The sequence below is a fragment of the Microbulbifer maximicatervae (SeqCode) genome (assembly GCF_052467615.1).
In genome coordinates, this window is the sequence record NZ_CP174319.1 from 535,443 (window position 1) to 552,559 (window position 17,117).

A 17,117-nucleotide genomic window follows, 5' to 3' on the forward strand; every position below is an offset into this window, starting at 1 on the left:
ATTGAGCTTAGGAAAATTCATAATGATCCATAACGCTGAGTGAATCGGCTGTGTTGCTGCGAAGCAGTGCTTTTAGCGGTCCAGCCCGAAGGGCGATCATTGTAGGTGTTGTTAAGCATTTATTGCACTGTAACCGAGAATATTGCAACATAAACTAAAAATAACTGCCCTAGCCATGCAGGCCATTTTGAAAAATGAAGAAGCATGATGCCAGCGGCTGTTAATGATGACCCGAAGACAATGCCATATAAAGCGTACAGTCCCTCGGCTAGCCCGCATCCATCTGTAAATAGGAAGCAAGTATAACTATGGATATGCGCCAACACAGATACAAGAATTAGAATGCATCTTGTCGCAATTTTAAATTTGGAAATAATATATTTTATATTTTGCCATAGCTTTATTGCTTAATGCCATCAATGATGGGCCAGAGCACGCAGTGCGAAGATTCAGCACCACGGGGGGCATTGATTGACTTGTTAAACGCGACGGCTCGCATAAGAAATTTCAATTGTATATGTATAATCTTTTGTAACTCTTTCTGGGAACACGCGATCACAAACTACACTAAAACTTTCGGTTGAATTTGCTGCCAGAAACCCTAGCTCCTTCTGACAGCGATCAACCTCGATACCACTTTTTAGAACGACCACATCAATGGTCACATTCTTCCATGAGTCTTCGGTGTTATTTTTGATGACACCGCCGATTATGTACTCTCGCATATCTCGAATATCTGAGTGATCACTGATTTCAAGCTCGTTGCCACCAGAGTACTGAATATATTCCTTTGAATAAAAGATGCGTTTTATCTTCTTCTCAGCCCTCTGACCTCCCTCTACGGCCAGAAAAACACCAATACCAAAGACAAAACCAAAAGCCAGCTTTTCTCCAATCCAGCGCATTATTCTCATATGATTCCTTACGTTTAACGTCTTTAGCATGCGAGCGCTTTTTATGGAGCCGAAAGGCGGAACGAAAGTGGGTCGCGTGCCTGAGTTGGTTAAATGCTTTTACCATAAAGTCTTTTAACATAGTAAAACACATTAGATGATAACCAAACCAGTATAAGTTGAATTAACAATTCACAATAGGTTAAGTCATACGAGGCCTCACCATCCATGCGGATAAACCAATGTAAGAAAGGAGGGGGACCAACGAAGCCTTGGTAAAACCAAAGCCTCCACCAAACGATAGAAGCAACAAACAAGCCCAATAAGATCAGTAATTGTATTCCTGTAGTCTTGATTCCTTTCTTCATTTCATTCCCGCTATTTAAAGCCTTCGGATTACGTTACAAAACAAGAAAAAGTGGCCAACGACGAACAGTACAATCGTCATCAAAATCATTGATCTGCTACTTGTCACATAAGTCAGAATAGCTGCGACGGTTAGCACCGCTATATCGAGTAACGAAATCCTAAAGCCTGGCTTGAATTGACTCATATAGAAATTCCAGTTAACGCTTTGCTAAAGGGCAGCCGAAACACAGTGTAGGCTGTCCGTGGAGGGCGCAGCCCGGAACGTATTTAAGCAACTTGTTAAGTTTTCAGGCGCGACAAATCTTCACAGACAGGTTCAAATTCTGAGAGAACTTCAATACATTCATTAGCAGTATAAATACAATAATGAACAATTGAACTTTCTCGATAAATATTACAGCTAAACATATGAAAACGCTCAATTAAATCCGATGCTTTTGTTTGCTGAAAAGTAGCGGCTGGATTACCTATCGTACTTTCTGGAGACAACAAAAAGCCTTCATCTACTCTGTGGTAGTACATCGGGCCAGCCAGAGGAAATCTCACTCGTAATGCTTGCTTATTCGAGATCTTGTCACAGTAAGCCTCTAAAAGTATTCGAAAACCCTCCGAATCGTCATGGATTGCCTGAAACGAAAAATCTCGATACTCAGGAAATGGGTTCCAGCTTAAATTCATAATATTTCCGTAAACTTAACGCCTCAAACACCGGCTTGGTAGTGTGAAGGCCTGAATCTAAAATCGATGAGTTCAAAGACAGGGTTCGCCTACCGGTATGTTTTCAGTTGGATAAAGTTGAGGTAGCGCAATGTCATGACACTCAACTCAACTCAACTCAACTCAACTCAACTCAACTTAAGTGAAGCGCTGCTCGACACTATCGTTGGGCAGAGATTACGGATAGGAACCGCCCATTGCAGACTCACACGATGGCGGGTGTGGGGGCCGGTGGCTAGAAACTACCGGCTACTCGATTTAGGATTGGGTTTGTGCACAACAACCCCAGCCGTTAAGAACACCATCAAAGAGGCTTGAAATACATACCATGAGCCCCGAGACAGAAGTAATAATGTTCTGGTTAATAGGCATATTTATCACCACTGTTACACGATGAGCCCCATCATGCTCGCCTTCAAGAGTGGCGTGTCCATAGTTATAGTCATTTATGAACTCGCAGATTAGTTTCGCTTTTTCTTGAGTTGGAGCTTCAATAAGAAAGTCTACATCTCTGTGTAGATCGAAGTTATCTCCCTGAGAATTCAACAAATTTAATACGTCAATATCAGCTTCTGCTGCATCCATCATCTTTTCAATTACTGACATGTTCTACCTTTAGTCTAAAAGCCTAGCGCTCGGATTTTCAGCTGGTTTGAAGCGCAGCGGAAAAACAGTCCGGCAGCATGCGCTTGGTACGCCCAGCATGGGCGTGAACTAATGGGGTGAAAGTCCCATGCAGGAAGATCACCGTTTAATAGGCGCCATTAAATGCTAACTACCAGTGAATGGCAACTGTAATACCGGGAGGCCTTGCGGGAAGAAGCCGCTAGCAAAACTACGCGCTGGCAAATAGAAACATCCTATAAGGCTTAGCCTGGAGGCGAGGTGGCCAGGGGCACCGAAGACGGATGATCTAGCGAGTAGAGTCAGTTATGTAGTTGTGTAGTTGTGTAGTTGTGTAGTTGTGTAGTTGTGTAGTTGTGTAGTGAAAGTTCACGTTCTTATCTGGGGAGATCTGTTTAGCTTGCTGCTGTGAAGCTGTCAGTATGGCCCCTGACTCATAAGTAGGCCCAACCTGCTAGCCACCACCGCGGGGACAGACAAAAGTGGTGGGACATAGCAGCGCCCTGGGTCAGTAGTGGTCAGGGTGATTAAGCAGAAGTCAGCCGATGGCATAGTAGCCAAATGCCAAGATTAATACCCTGGACAAGGTGAAGGCCTGAACCTAAATCCTTGAGCTGAAAGACAGGACTAGCTTACCGATATGTTTCCAGTCGGATAAAGTTGAGATGGCGCACTGCCATGATACTTAGCTCAAATGAAGACCTGCTCGACACTATCGTTGGGTAGAAATTCATTACGGATAGGGAGCCGCCCATTGCGGACCCGCATGATGGGATGTATGGGAGTGGTAGCTAGAAGCTATCGTCCCCCGATTTACACTTTTTATCACTTAAGCTAGTTAAGTTCATATATTGCGGTAATTCTTTGTCCCACTTTAATATATTCCGGCACCGCCATAACTAAGTCCATACCGTAAGAATCTGCGGCCATAGCCAGTGCATATTCTTGGGGGTTGTACTCTAAGGAAAATATAGCGTACGCCTGACCAAAGTTTTCCTCCGTAGTTATACCATATACACTTTTTACCTTTCTAGATTGGGCTTGGGCAAGAGCATTAGCTTTTTTCCGAGCTTTTACACTAAGCTCAGTTATCATTTTCTCTTTGTACTCTTCTTCTTTAGACGTCTCAAAGAATGCATCTATATTTTGAACTCCATCTAGCCGGATCAGTTCATTCATTAGGCTGGGGTATTTATCGAGGTTCGTTAATCTCAAATTGAATCCTTGCTGTACCTCATAACCCAAAACCTCCAAATTATAGGCTCCGTCTTTTCTAGCGCGCTTTGTGTTTTTATCAATTTGGGTTGACTCTAAGCTTGAAATGAGTACCCCATGCTTTTTAAGCGCCTCCAACATCAGTGCTGAGGATTTTGTTAATTGCTCCATAGCTCTATTAGAGGATTGTTCGTAAGCCAATATACTGAAGCGTACTTTTACTACATCGGGCTTTACCTTTTGCTCAAGTTTCTCCGTGACAATAACGAACGGAAAGTTAGGTACTGGATTTGCAGTAACTGCCAATGACATAGCAAGCGTTAAAGCCAAAACAATAAATTTCATGCACGATTCCTTTTTGAGTTTTAACGCCTCAATCACCCGCAGCCGAAACATAGCGAAGTGAAGTATAAGCTGTCGGGCGCCGAAGGCGCGTAGTTAATTGACTTGGTACGCCCAGGACGGGAGTGGACTAATGGAGTGAAAGTCCTCTGTAGGAAGATCACCATTTAATGGATTCTATTAAATGCTAACTGTTAGCGAATGGCAACTGCAACATCGTGAGGTCGTGTGGAGAGGAAGCGGTTAGCAAAGACGAACAGAAACATCCTATAAGGCTTGGCTTAGAGGCGAGGTGGCAAAGGACACCGAAGCTGGGTGACCTAACGGGTAGAGTCAATGATGCAGTTGTGTAGTGAAAGTTTACGTTTTTATCTAGGAAGATCTGTTTAATTTGCTATTGTGAATCTGGCAGCGTGGCCGCTGACCCATAATTAGGTCCAACCCACTAGCCACCACCGTGGGGATAGACAAAAATGGTAGGACATTGCCGCGCCTCGGTCAGTAATGGCTGATGAGCTTATTAAGCTAAAGCCGGCAGACTGCATAGTAGCGCCCAATGCCTAGATGAATAGCTTAGACACGGTGAAAGCCTGAACCTAAATCCATGAGTTAAAAGGCAGGGGTAGCCTACCGATATGTTTTCAGCTGGATATAACGTTGAGGGAGAGTACTGCCATGACAATCAACTTAAATGAAGAGATGCTTGACTCTAGTGTTGGGTAGGGGTTTATTACGGATAGCGAACCACCCATTGCGGATCCGCATGATGGGTGGTGTGGGGGGCGGTAGCTAGAACTACTGGCTACCCAATTTAGCTTTGATTACTCGCAAAATTCGTCTTCATTGAGTTCAGCTGCAGAAACACCTTCCATTCCAGCTAGGCGATAGATATTAATTAACAAGTTCACGAAACCCTTTGCAACCCAAGAGTCGCACATGTACTCGATTTCCACGGAATTTCCATCAATATTCCATTCCTGAGGCTCCAACTGTTCTTCCAAAGTTAACTGCTCATCTAACCACTCTCTCTCACCTTCATCATCCGTTATCTCAAGCAGCTCACGGATACCTTCTCCCAACGACGAGATCGCATTGATAGCACCCTCAGTATCCATGCTCATAGTTCCCTCCTCGAGAAAGCTCTCAATTTTAGACCTTTTATCTTGAGGAACATTGAAATTAATTGTTATGTAAAATTCTGACATTTTCTTATATCTTTAGGTTTGACGGATTATGTGGATGTGAATGCTAGCGCCGCAATCAGTCGCGGCTTATTTTATATACTTTTTGCGCGTAAATGGGAGCGTAGCAGCCATACAAAAGTACATAAAGTAAGATGTCGGTGGCATTGATTGACTTGGTACGCCCAGCATGGTTGTAAACTAATGGGGTGAGAGTCCCATTCCCATGTAGGAGGATCACCATTTAATGGGGTCCATTAAATGCTAACTACTAGCGAATGGCAACTGCAACACCGCGAGGCCTTGTGGGGAGGAAGCGGCTTTTAAGGCTACGAGCTGACGGACCGAAATATCTTATGAGACTTAGTCTGAAGGCGATGTGGTTAAGGGTACTGAAGCCAGGTAATCTACAGGATTGAGTAAATGATACAGTTGTGTGGTGACGGTTCATGTTCTCATCTGGGGAGATCCATCTAGCTTGCTGCTGTGAAGCTGTCAGCGTGGCTGCTAACTCGGAAGTAGCGCACTGCCATGGGACTCAGCCCAAGTGAAGAGCTGTTCGACACTATCGCTGGGTAGAGATTCATTATGGATAGGGAAATACCCATTGCGGACCTGCTTGATGGGTGATGTGGGGCCGGCAGCTAGAAACTACCGGCTATCCGGTTTAGTAGATTTATTCTTCATCTGAAATGTCGTAACATGATATTGTAAAATCTATATCAAGTTTCGCTGTTGCAGACAACTCCTCCCTCTTAAAGCCAAAATTACATTGATCTTTATAGAAGTAACCTGCATAAATTCTCGTCTCTTCAGCACCACATCCATATAGCTTTTTAAGGTTTACTTCGAGGGTCCGACATTAACCTGTTGTTATATGGTATTTCAGCGGGAACTTCTAGCTGGGCAGTACCATAAGGAACAGGCTTACCTCGATAGGGCCCTTTCGGGGAAATCTCTCCAAGCTCTAATTTATCTTGAAGTCGAACCCCTGTGATATTCTCTGCTTCCTTTGAAGAAAATTTTTCTGCACGAAGTAGAACACTCAATCTAAGCTCGGCGATCATTACTTCAAATTCCTATCAAAAAAAACCGTATATGGATAGACAGATAACTACAGTCTACTGCCATGATACTATCATTGGGTAGAGATTCGTTACGGGTAGGGAACTGCCCATTGCGGAACCGCGCGATGGGGGGTATGGGGGCCGGTAGCTAGAAACTACCGGTTACCCGACTTCTGGCTTTTCTATTCGTTTAACACGTTATATTTTTTTAGTTCTTTTGCACACTGCCTGTGGCCTAAATTAGCCCCCATCTTTAGATATTTTATCGCAGTTTCTTCGTCATTTGGCCAAGTTCTCCAGCTATATGCTCTACCCAGAGCCCACATTGCATCAACGTTACCAAGTTCTGCAGCCATCTTCCAATATTTCTCCGAAGCTTTAATATCCATATCCCATGAGCGAACAGAGGAATTATATAAATGACCAATAATTGTCATACATTCAGGGTCTCCAGAATCAGCAAGAAGCTTGATCTCATCAAATAAAATCTTCCAGTGTAATAGGCCTGCTTCTCCTGGGTGGTCTGAATACCATTTGTAAGTCTGAAGTGCATTTTTCGATGTTGTCTTCGGTAATTTCTTGAGAACAAACTTAAAGCCATTTCTTCTCAATACTAAGTTAACATCGATGCCTTTATTGGCCCATGATATTTCAGAATAATTCTCTCTAATTTCTTGCTGAAAAAACTCAATGTTCCAAGCTAATATTTTCTTGTTGAAACTTTCTAGGTCCAATTCTAATCCGTCTTGGGCTGAATTGATTTCAACCATTTTAAATTTGCTATCGTCCAAACTTATATTGATACCAAAACCTGAAAAGTTGTGTTCTTCTATTTTTTTCAATTTCGATATAATGGCCGTAAATGTAAACCCCATTATTCCATGATCAGAAAGAGAGTGAATTGCCTTCTCGGAAGAGCAAGAGTATTCATTTAAGTAAGCTAATGTAAGCTTACCAAGCGGGCCATCAATAAATTTTCGATTTTTACCCCTAAAAGACTTTGGAGAGAACTCCTCTTTTGCAGCTTCCTTAACCAAAATATTGGTGGGTCTTTTAATTCTTGCTATGAAAATACTACCGACTAGCTCCCTTTCAATAGAGCAGTCAAATTCAACGTTATCTTCGTAATCATCTAGTGCAGTCAAAGCCAGCTTTTCTGAAGTCCCTTTGTAATAAATCGTATGTCCATCTTCAGACATAAATTTCATATAACAAATAGTGCCAAAGTCACTGTCTATCCAGTCAGACTCCAATAATTTTGCTTTGATTCTGACCCTGCCTTCAGGAAGATAGAGTCCCTCAGTATCACCAGCTATATCTCCTTCGTAGCTTTCCTCATCGTATACTTTTTTGGAGACCTTTCTGTCTTTTATAAAATAGTGTGTTTGCCCACCATCATCCCATTGCTCTCGCAAACTAATGTATTCGCAACCCGTTAAAGCTATTGATTTAATTAGCCAGACTGGCGAGTCAATCCTTCCGCTATAGGCAGAAATATTGATATTTGACTTGGTTCTTTGAAGGCTTTCAACTGTTATTTCATTTTCTAGGTTTTTGTCATTGAAAGCCTCTAACTTATAAAGTGCACTATTAAGATCTTGATGACTTTCATTCAGTAATTTTCTAATTTTCTTGCTTGCAAGAGATGCGTCATCCGTATTTGAATAGGAAATTTGAAAGAAAAGATTTACTTCACTCACTCATTACTCCTTGTGAACGTTATTAGTTATATCGCCAAAATAGGCTTAACGCTCTATCTGAGGCCAGGACGCTCAAAGAATGGGCGTGAACTAATGGGGTGGAACTCTCCTGTAGGAAGATCACCGTTTAATGGGTGCCATTAAATGCGAACTACTAGTGAATGGCAACTGCAATACCACGAGGTCTTGTGGGGAGGAAGCCGCTAGTAAAGCCATGGTCTGACGTACAGAAACTTCATACAAGGCTTAGCCGGTGTACGAGGTGGCCAGGGACAGCGACACCGGGTGATCTAATGGGCAGAGTCAATGATGCAATTGTGCAGTGAAAGGTCATGCTCTTATCTTGGAGATCTGTTTAGTTTGCTGCTGTGAAGCTGTCACCGTGACCGCTGACTCACAAGTAGGTCCAACCCGCTAGCCAGCGTCGTGAAGATAGAAAGCAAGTGGTGGAACACAGTAGAGCCTCGATCAGTAATGACCAAGGTGATTCAACAGAAGTTAGACGACGGCATTGTAGCCTAATGTCAAGGCTAATACCTTGGACACGGTGAAGGCCTGAACCTAAATCCATGAGGTAAAAGACAGGGCTAACCTACCAATTTGTTTCCAGTCGGATAAAGTTGAGGTGGCGCAAGGCCTTGAGACGCAACTCAGGTGAAGGGCTGCTCGACACTATCGTTGGGTAGAGATTTATTAAGGATAGGGAGCCATCCATTGCGGACTCGCACGATGGACAGTGTGGGGGCTAGGAGCTACCAGCTATCTGATTTAGCACCTCAATGAAGAGACGCCGCTGGTTAAAAAATATCATCATTAGATTCATCCATTTCTCTTGCATGAAGAACTTCCCGCATTCCGTTCTCATGTAGCCAAATAGGATCTGCGTTCCTTTCAATATACATGTCAACGTCCATTCCATCTATGGTTGGGGGACGCTTAACCCGAACTTGTTTCCCGCTCATGAAGACCCACATATATTTTTTTTGCCTCTCGGCCTTTTCTCTCTTCTGTACTGTTGTGAGCTTGTTTCTTACTTTTGTCATATCGAGACTGCTTTTAAAGTACTAACGCCCACATCAGTTGGCCTTGGAATGGAGCGAATTTGGGTTAGTTTACGCAGCAAGCCCAAAAGGCGCAGAGCATCTAGGGTCAACTGTAGGTGCTCGTTAGGCATTTTTAACTTCTGAAAAACTTTTAAACATTTCTTTACAAATACGTTCCAAGTACTCGGCGTCTATAGGAAAGGCTTGAATAATTTTGGACCAAAAAACCTCAGGACCAATCCAAATTTGCTTACCTAACTCAAAGTGGAGAGCCATATGACCCAGGGAGTCGACAGATGTAAATTTTATTAGTAATTCTCCTGGCGTTTCTGAAGCTAATTCGGCCTTTCCACTTAACTTATGGTTGAGTATTTCAAGCTCATTTAAAAAACACTTAAATTCAGTACCATCCACCCAGACTTCCTGTGAATATGTCTTTTCGCCAGTTCTAAATGAAACTAACAAATTACAGTCATAAATGTAATTTGAAGCTCCCCTACTGAGCAGTTGAATTTGGATTTCCTCTGAATCATTAAGTTTTATTTGCATATTCTATATAGATGCCTAACGCTCGCAATTGCGGCTGGTTTGGAACGCAACGGATAACTAGTCCGACAACATGTGCTTGGTACGCCCAGCGTGGACGCGGACTCATGAGGTGAAAGTCCCCTGTGGGAGGATCACCATTTAATGGGTTCCATTAAATGCTAACTACTAGCGAATGGCAACTACAACACCGTGAGGTCTTGTGGGGAGGAGGCCGCTAGCAAAATTACGAGCTGACGAATAGAAGTATTTTTTAAGACTTAGCCTGGGGGCGAGGTGGCCAAGGACACCCAGCCGAGTGATATAGTGGATAGAGTCAATGATGCAGTTGTGTGGTGAAAGTTCATGTTTTTATCTGGGGATATCTGTTTAGCTTGCTGCTGTGAAGCCGTCAGCGTGGCCACTGACTCGGAAGTTGCGCACCGCCATGATACTTTATTCAAATGAGGAGCTACTCGACATTATCGTTGGGTAGAGATTTATTACGGAAAGGGAGCCGCCCAATAACGACTCGCGCGATGGGTGGTATCGGGGGCGGTAGCTAGAAACTATCGGCTATCCGATTTAGTGCATTTATTCCTCATCTGACATGTCGTAACAGGATATAGCAAAATCTATATCAAGTTTTGCTATTGACGACAACTCCTCCCTGCTAAAGCCAAAATTGCATTGATCTTTATAGAAGTAACCTGCATAAATTCTTGTCTCTTCAGCACCACATTCATATAGCTGTTTAAGGTTTACTTCGAGGGCTCGAATTATCCACATCAACCTATCTTCATATGGTATTTCGGCGGGAACTTCTAGCTGAGCAGTACCATAGGGTACAGGCTTACCTCGATAGCGCCCCCTCGGAGAAATCTCACCAAGCTCTAATTTGTCTTGAAGTCTAAGCCCTGTGACATTCTCTGCTTCCTTTGGAGAAAACTTCTCTCCTCGAAGTAGAACACTCAATCTAAGCTCTGAGATCATTAATTCAAAACTCCTATCAAAAAAGACCGCAAATGGGTAGGCAAATAACCAGAGTCCACTGCCATGACACTATCGCTGGGTAGAGATTCATTTCGGATAGGGAACCGGCCATTACTGGCCTGAACGATGGGTGGTCTAAGGGCCGGTAGCTAGAAACTACCGGTTACCCAATTTACATTTATTTACTTGAAAAATAGGTCTTAAGTCTTGCCTCTCTAAACGCCTTTAGAATTTCTTGAGATTTCTCAAGTGGCACAAGGATTAATGGCAAAGAATCAGAATCTTCATCAACAGCAAGAAGCTTAAAGCCTGCTTCGTTTGCGCATTTAAACAAAGAGGGCCATTCACCATCCTGTAGGAAAGTTGCAATGCCATACTTACTTGATCTATAGGAATCCATGATCTCATTGTATGAGTCTGCTGTCTGTAGTTTTTCCTTTGAAAGGATGTTTAATTGTAACAATGCATCACTTGGTTCATGATCGCCATCTACGTATATAAGAAATTTATTCTTCAGTAAAATTTCTACTACAACGACGGAATCAGACATCTCATCTACTGATTCAATATCTCTTTCTCTGAATTCGAACTCATATTTTTTCAAGAATGATTCAGGTGAATTTAAATACAGATTTATATCGGTACTTACCTTCTCACTAGAGTTAGAAATTAATGATGCCAAGCTACTTAATGGATGTGTTGGTTTACCAGCCTTCTTCATGCTGGCATAGAGAGCATAAGAAGCTAAGCATATGCCAATGATTAAGAGTAGTTTCAAGGTTGTACCTCATTGTATATGTAACGCCTCAATCAGCCGAGGCTTTTGCGGTCGGCTGATTGGTACACCCAGCATGGGCGGGAACTAATGGGTGAAAGTCCCCAGTAGGAAAATCACCGTTTAATGGCTTCCATTAAATGCTAACTACTAGCGAATGGCAACTGCAATACCGTGAGGTCTTGTGGGGAGGAAGCTGCTTACAAAACTACGCGCTGGCAAACAGAAACATCCTATAAGGCTTAGCCTGGAGGCGAGGTGGCCATGGGCACTGAAGCCGTGTGATTTAGCGGGTAGAGTTAATGATGCAGTTGCGTAGTGGAAGTTCACGCTTTTCTTAGGGGAGATCTGTTTAGCTTGCTGCTGTGAAGCTGTCAGAGTGGCCGGTGCCCCATAAGGCCCAACCCGCTAGCCACCATCGCGGGGATAGTTGAAAGAGGTGAGACACAGCTGGGCCTAGGTCAGTAATGAGCAAGGTGATTAAACAGAGGTTAGCCGACGGCATAGTAGCCTAATGCCAAGATGAATACCTTGGACAGAGTGAAGGCCTGAACCTAAACTCCATAAGTTAAAAGACAGGGCTAGCCTACCGATATGTTTCCAGTCGGATAAAGTTGAGGTAGCGCACTGCCATGGCACTCAACTTAAGTGAAGTGCTGCTCGACACTATCGCTGGGTAGAGACTCATTACGGATAGGGAACCGCCCATTGCGGACTCGCAAAATGGTTGGCAGCTTAAAGCTGCCAACTACTCGATATGTCTTATTTCTTGACTTTGTGTTCCCTTATTATCTCACCTGTTTCAGAATTCTTTATAATAAATTTTATAGGCTCAAATTTTTTCTCTTCTCGCATACATTCAATATATTTCTCCTGAAGGCTATTAATAGTCTTAATCTCAGTCGGTTTCTCCAGAGTCATATATTCTTTCGAATAATCTTCATATGTTTTGGGATTACCCTTAGACTGATAAGAGGGGGTATCACTTTCAATTGGGATAGATAAAGCCGCACTGGCCAAATTAAATGATCCATTAATGCCTAAACCCAGAGATAATCTATTTTTAATATATTCAGACATGTGTTTGGTGGATATTCCATTTAACTTTGATCGATCATGTACAAATATATCATTAATTTTGACCCCGTCAGCGTAAACAGTATTTTCACACTCCTTCTGGGCCTTTAAATATTCTGGATGTTTACTAGTCACTTCGCCAAATACAGGATTGAATTGTATACTTTCATATGTATTTTTTACTGGCTTAAATGATTTTTTCAACTCGGTTGAAGCACACCCAGCTAGCCCTAGAAAGGATATTACTAACATCACATTCCTAATAATCACAACTCTTCAATCCCCTGAGATATCACGCCCTACACAAGGGCAGGCAGATAAGCGCAGCGTTTTGGCTGTACCAGCGACCAAGGGAAGTGCTTGGTTCGGCTTGGTACGCCCAGCATAGACGCGGACTAATGAGTGAAAGTCCCCTTTAGGAAAATCACCATTTAATGGGCGCCATTAAATGCTAATTACTAGCGAATGGCAACTGCAATACCGAGAGGTCTTGTGGGGAGGAAGCCGCTAGCAAAACTGCGTGTTAGCGTGATCCTGGACACCCACCAAATAGAAAGTATAAACCGTCATCCCTATTGACAAAAGATTGAAATCCCACAAAATGCTGTATGTTTATACAGATAAGTGCGCGTGCAGCCGATGACTCTACCGCGAAGCACCCAGATATCTCTTGATGCAACACCGTACTATCACTGTGTCTCCCGCTGTGTACGGCGTGCATTTCTCTGTGGCAGAGATACTGAATCCGGAAAAGATTACGAGCATCGGCGCGAATGGATTGAAAGCCGTATGCATAAGTTAGCCGAGGTGTTTGCGCTAGATATTGCCGCCTATGCAGTAATGAGTAATCACTACCATATAGTGCTCTATATCGACACAGAATCGGCTAACAAGTGGTCTATTACAGAGGTAATTACTCGCTGGCAAAAGCTATTCAAGGCTTCCAGCTTAGCTCAGCGCTATATTCAGGGCGATACTCTCGATCATGCTGAGGAAGACAGGCTAAAAGAGGTCGTTTCCCTATGGCGGGAGCGTCTAATGGATATCAGCTGGTTTATGCGCTGTTTAAATGAATCCATCGCTCGCCAGGCCAATGCTGAAGACAACTGTACAGGCCGCTTTTGGGAGGGCCGGTTCAAGTCTCAGGCTTTACTGGATGAAAGAGCACTCGCCGCCTGTATGGCCTATGTAGACCTTAACCCCATCCGTGCCAATATTGCCAAGACACCTGAAGAGTCTGATTACACCTCGATTCAACAGCGTATTCGTGTGGCAGTCTCAGGTAAGCAGCCCAAAAATCTACTTCCGTTTGTCGGCGGTGAGCGTTTGAATATGCCGAAAGGGCTTCCTTTCCAGCTGGATCACTATTTGGAGTTAGTGGATTGGAGCGGCCGGCATTTAGACCCCAGAAAACGGGGTTGTATTGCCGAAAACATACCTCCTATTCTGGAGCGACTCGGCATTTCACCCAAGCACTGGCTCTATCTCAGCCGGAACTTTGAAAGTCGCTTTAAAGGCTTGGTGGGATCGGTAGAGGTTGTACAAAAAGTTTGTGCTCAACTCGATAAACGCTGGGTACACGGTATAAGCGACTGTCGGCGCCTCCTCTCAGCTACGCCCTGCTAATCTACCCCGGCCTTAAGTACTCAACAGCACGATTACCGCCCTTTTATCGAAAAACAGCGATCCCAATAGCCTGAAGACCAATTCCAAGTATTTAATCTCCTTTACCTGTAAACCAAAGAGAAAGAGCCGCCAGAGAGGTAGCTAGCTCTATTACAGGAACCACCCCTCAGTCTTTGGCTGTCCTAGATCTTCAGTAATGGCTGAGGTGATTCAACAGAAGTCAGCCGGTGGTGTAGTAGCCAAATGCCAAGATGAATATCTTGGACAGGGTGAAAGCCTGAACACAAAATCCATGATTTAAAAGACAGGGCTAGCCTACCGATATGTTTCCAGTCGGATAAAGTTGAGGTGGCACACTGCCATGACACTCAGCTCAAATGAAGAGCTTCTCGACACTATCGGTGGGTAGAGGATTATAACCAATAAGTAACCGCCCATTGCGGACCCACATAATAGGTGGTATGGGGCCGGTAGCTAGAAAGTACCGGCTATCCGATTTATATGCTTTCACCATTCGTCAGTTTATTAATATCTTCAAGCATCAATTTAGCCCTTAGATCAATGAACTCAGGGTATTCAAGTGTTGAAAAATCTACTGATCTGGGATCCGGGAGGTAATTAGAATTAAATACATCCACAACTTCTTTTCCTAATTCGCTAATCAAGTGCGGCAAATACTCATTCGGATGATCATCACTGATTGCATTGTTTTCTGAAGCGGCCAACATGCAGAAGTTTGCTAAGCTATTGTGCTCTCCAGATGCATTAATTCGTTTTAGATGAGCTTTCGGATAAATGTGGTGAAATTGTTTGCTGTTGTAGTTCGATAGCGCTATTTCAGGATCAATAACAGCTCCATTTGTAATATTTCGCGGGCGTTTCAGAGCAAGCAATATTATTAGTGCCCGAGATCTGGAGTTATTACTTCTGAACGCTAACTTTTTAAAGGCTTCCTGTGTCGGAATGCTTCCAAAGGATTTTTTAGGATCTTCACCATTAATAACAAAAGAATCTATAGCTTCAAGGTCTTGAGAGACAAATGATTCTGATGCCCCCCGATATCGTTCAGAAAATGCACTTAACCAAAACCATTTTCTAACACGTCTTACGTCTTCTAGTGTTAACGTCTTTCTTTTTGAGAAAACGTATGAAAGAACAACAGCAATAGCTTCATAAGGAAGGAAGTCCCAGCTGTATATTTTAAACTCCGTTTTAAGTAAATCTATAGTCTTAAGAAGCGCAGCCTTTGCTATTTCAACTAAGCTATCCATTTCATCTTTAGATAGATTTCTTAGAGATAAAACTTGCTCCTTCTTTATTCCTTTGTGTTTGATTGCAGAAAGGCATTTGAGAACAGTATTGCCATCAATATCATCAAAGCCTTTAGGTTTTAACGAATTCGCAATTTTTTGAGCCTCTTCATTCAAATCAAAGCTCTCTGTCCATGTTGCGGCAACCATTAAGTCGTACGTCGAAAGTCTAGTTCCTGAACTGTTGATCCTTTCAAAAATTGGGCAAACTTCCTCAACAGTTAGCTCCTTTAAAGTAACAACTGGAATTCTATAGTTTGTAATTACATCAATTAGACCATCTAACTTCTCTTGTAACTCATCTGCATTCGGATAACTTACAAGTCCAGATCGGAAGTTAAGTAGCTTCGTTGTGTTGTATATAATGCGAAGGGGAAATTGAGTTTGACTAAAGTCCTCAGGGGCCTCCATGAAGCAGTCTTCAACGAGATCGTAAGCTGCATCAAAACCATTTTGCCCTTCTAAAGCACCTAGTGCCGAATAAATTACAGTCAATCTTTGCTGCCCGTCTAGAACATAGTCTGTTGGAGACATATCGTCTGTTTCTGGCAACTTAAAGGCCCCAATATTTCGCTCTACAGCTAGAGAATTTTTTGTACGCCAAAGTAGCAAGCTGCCAACTGGATAATTGCTTGCAATAGAGTCCAGAAGCTTCAATGCTTGCTCTTCTTTCCAAACAAACTGGCGCTGAAATTGAGGAACTTTGATCTGTCCAGAGTTTATATCTGCAATTAAGTCTTTTAGATATGGGGTTCCAGTTTCCAACCTGCTTGCTATATTCGCTGACATCTTATTCCTTAATTTAATTATTCCGGTTACACTTTTTGGGTATGTAACGCCCGCGGCACAGGCAAGCAACTTGTTGTGAGTCCAAAGTGCGAAGCCTGTATTTGTGCCGGCGCTTATTATAAGTAATTTCAATCATGGAGACCGGTACCCATATTATCGTCAAGCGCCTCTCCAATTTGGTGAAGCCCAACCACGGTTGTGTTTTCGGCTGCCCAGTGGAGATTGGTAATTATTTCCCGAATTGCTTTTCTGTCCATATTCAGGCTTAACTGTGTGTCGAGAGACTGCAACTCTCTGGAAAGCTGCATGCAAGAAGTCGCGACTAGATCAAGCTTCCTTTTTAGTTCTTCAGGTTCCATTTTTTTATTACTTATAACAGCGATTCAAAAGAAGCCGCATTATACCATTAGTAATTTTCTGCTTTTGATCTTCGAGGCAAGAAGTATAGAAAATCAACAGAATGTACATAAAAACAGCAGGGCGAGGCTGTTATGGATAATCTATTGTTTCTGGATTCCAAAGTGAGTTGCGGGGAAGAGTATCAATCTTAACGCTTATTTTTATGTGCAACTAAGATTCTCCGTTTGTGAATACACAAAATATAGGCACAAAAATAATCTTATTGGATTTTATTCAGTTTGTTTTAGTGTCAAAGCTGCGTAAAATCGGTGGATATTTATCGGTATTTGGGTCGTCATTGAACAGCCTTCTGAAGGCCGATGAGCAAAGCGGTCCAAGAAACTCGAGAGAATCAAGAATTTTCTAAAAACCATTCCCTCAAAGGAGAACGGTAGCGTGACGTAAGAGTAAGTAAAAGGCGCTGACCCAAGGTGCGCTAACACCTGGGGCCAGCTAACCAAATTGATACTAT

General features: G+C 42.9%; 14 protein-coding genes. 1 reads left to right on the plus strand and 13 read right to left on the minus strand.

Going from position 1 to position 17,117, the window contains the following annotated elements:
* Positions 1-479 precede the first annotated feature (479 nt).
* The 11 genes from ACJJIM_RS02330 to ACJJIM_RS02380 all read right to left on the minus strand — a co-directional run bounded on the left by ACJJIM_RS02330 (position 480) and on the right by ACJJIM_RS02380 (position 12,773).
* Entirely contained in the window at positions 480-914 is a 435-nt protein-coding gene (locus ACJJIM_RS02330) for an FxLYD domain-containing protein (protein ID WP_413664623.1), read from the minus strand.
* A 627-nt stretch (positions 915-1,541) separates the two neighbouring features.
* Positions 1,542-1,940 carry a hypothetical protein gene (locus ACJJIM_RS02335; protein ID WP_413664624.1) on the minus strand — a complete coding sequence of 133 codons (399 nt, stop codon included), beginning with the start codon at positions 1,938-1,940 and terminating at the stop codon, positions 1,542-1,544.
* A gap of 297 nt (positions 1,941-2,237) precedes the next feature.
* On the minus strand, positions 2,238-2,585 hold the full coding sequence (locus ACJJIM_RS02340) for a ribonuclease E inhibitor RraB (RefSeq protein ID WP_413664625.1): 348 nt from the start codon (positions 2,583-2,585) through the stop codon (positions 2,238-2,240).
* An 852-nt stretch (positions 2,586-3,437) separates the two neighbouring features.
* Entirely contained in the window at positions 3,438-4,163 is a 726-nt protein-coding gene (locus tag ACJJIM_RS02345; RefSeq protein WP_413664626.1) for an SIMPL domain-containing protein, read from the minus strand.
* 818 nt (positions 4,164-4,981) lie between these two features.
* Entirely contained in the window at positions 4,982-5,281 is a 300-nt protein-coding gene (locus tag ACJJIM_RS02350) for a hypothetical protein (RefSeq protein ID WP_413664627.1), read from the minus strand.
* A gap of 1,309 nt (positions 5,282-6,590) precedes the next feature.
* Positions 6,591-8,108 (minus strand): tetratricopeptide repeat protein, encoded by a 1,518-nt coding sequence (locus ACJJIM_RS02355; protein ID WP_444912235.1) that lies wholly within the window; start codon positions 8,106-8,108, stop codon positions 6,591-6,593.
* Positions 8,109-8,905: 797 nt separating this feature from the next.
* Positions 8,906-9,151 carry a hypothetical protein gene (locus ACJJIM_RS02360; protein WP_444912236.1) on the minus strand — a complete coding sequence of 82 codons (246 nt, stop codon included), beginning with the start codon at positions 9,149-9,151 and terminating at the stop codon, positions 8,906-8,908.
* Between the two features lie 123 nt (positions 9,152-9,274).
* Positions 9,275-9,700, minus strand: coding sequence for a WapI family immunity protein (locus ACJJIM_RS02365; protein ID WP_444912237.1), 426 nt, complete (start codon positions 9,698-9,700; stop codon positions 9,275-9,277).
* A 570-nt stretch (positions 9,701-10,270) separates the two neighbouring features.
* Entirely contained in the window at positions 10,271-10,669 is a 399-nt protein-coding gene (locus ACJJIM_RS02370) for a hypothetical protein (RefSeq protein ID WP_444912238.1), read from the minus strand.
* A 178-nt stretch (positions 10,670-10,847) separates the two neighbouring features.
* Positions 10,848-11,447 (minus strand): DUF6630 family protein, encoded by a 600-nt coding sequence (locus ACJJIM_RS02375; protein ID WP_444912239.1) that lies wholly within the window; start codon positions 11,445-11,447, stop codon positions 10,848-10,850.
* Between the two features lie 759 nt (positions 11,448-12,206).
* Complete coding sequence (locus ACJJIM_RS02380) at positions 12,207-12,773, minus strand: hypothetical protein (protein WP_444912240.1); 567 nt, start codon at positions 12,771-12,773, stop codon at positions 12,207-12,209.
* A 387-nt stretch (positions 12,774-13,160) separates the two neighbouring features.
* Here ACJJIM_RS02380 and ACJJIM_RS02385 point away from each other — a divergent pair, with 387 nt between their 5' ends.
* Positions 13,161-14,147 carry a transposase gene (locus tag ACJJIM_RS02385; RefSeq protein ID WP_444912241.1) on the plus strand — a complete coding sequence of 329 codons (987 nt, stop codon included), beginning with the start codon at positions 13,161-13,163 and terminating at the stop codon, positions 14,145-14,147.
* Positions 14,148-14,644: 497 nt separating this feature from the next.
* On the opposite strand, the gene ACJJIM_RS02390 is transcribed toward ACJJIM_RS02385, so the two are convergent.
* Positions 14,645-16,246: a GmrSD restriction endonuclease domain-containing protein gene (locus ACJJIM_RS02390; protein ID WP_444912242.1), complete on the minus strand. Its 1,602-nt coding sequence runs from the start codon at positions 16,244-16,246 to the stop codon at positions 14,645-14,647.
* Positions 16,247-16,374: 128 nt separating this feature from the next.
* Entirely contained in the window at positions 16,375-16,605 is a 231-nt protein-coding gene (locus tag ACJJIM_RS02395; RefSeq protein WP_444912243.1) for a hypothetical protein, read from the minus strand.
* Positions 16,606-17,117 lie beyond the last annotated feature (512 nt).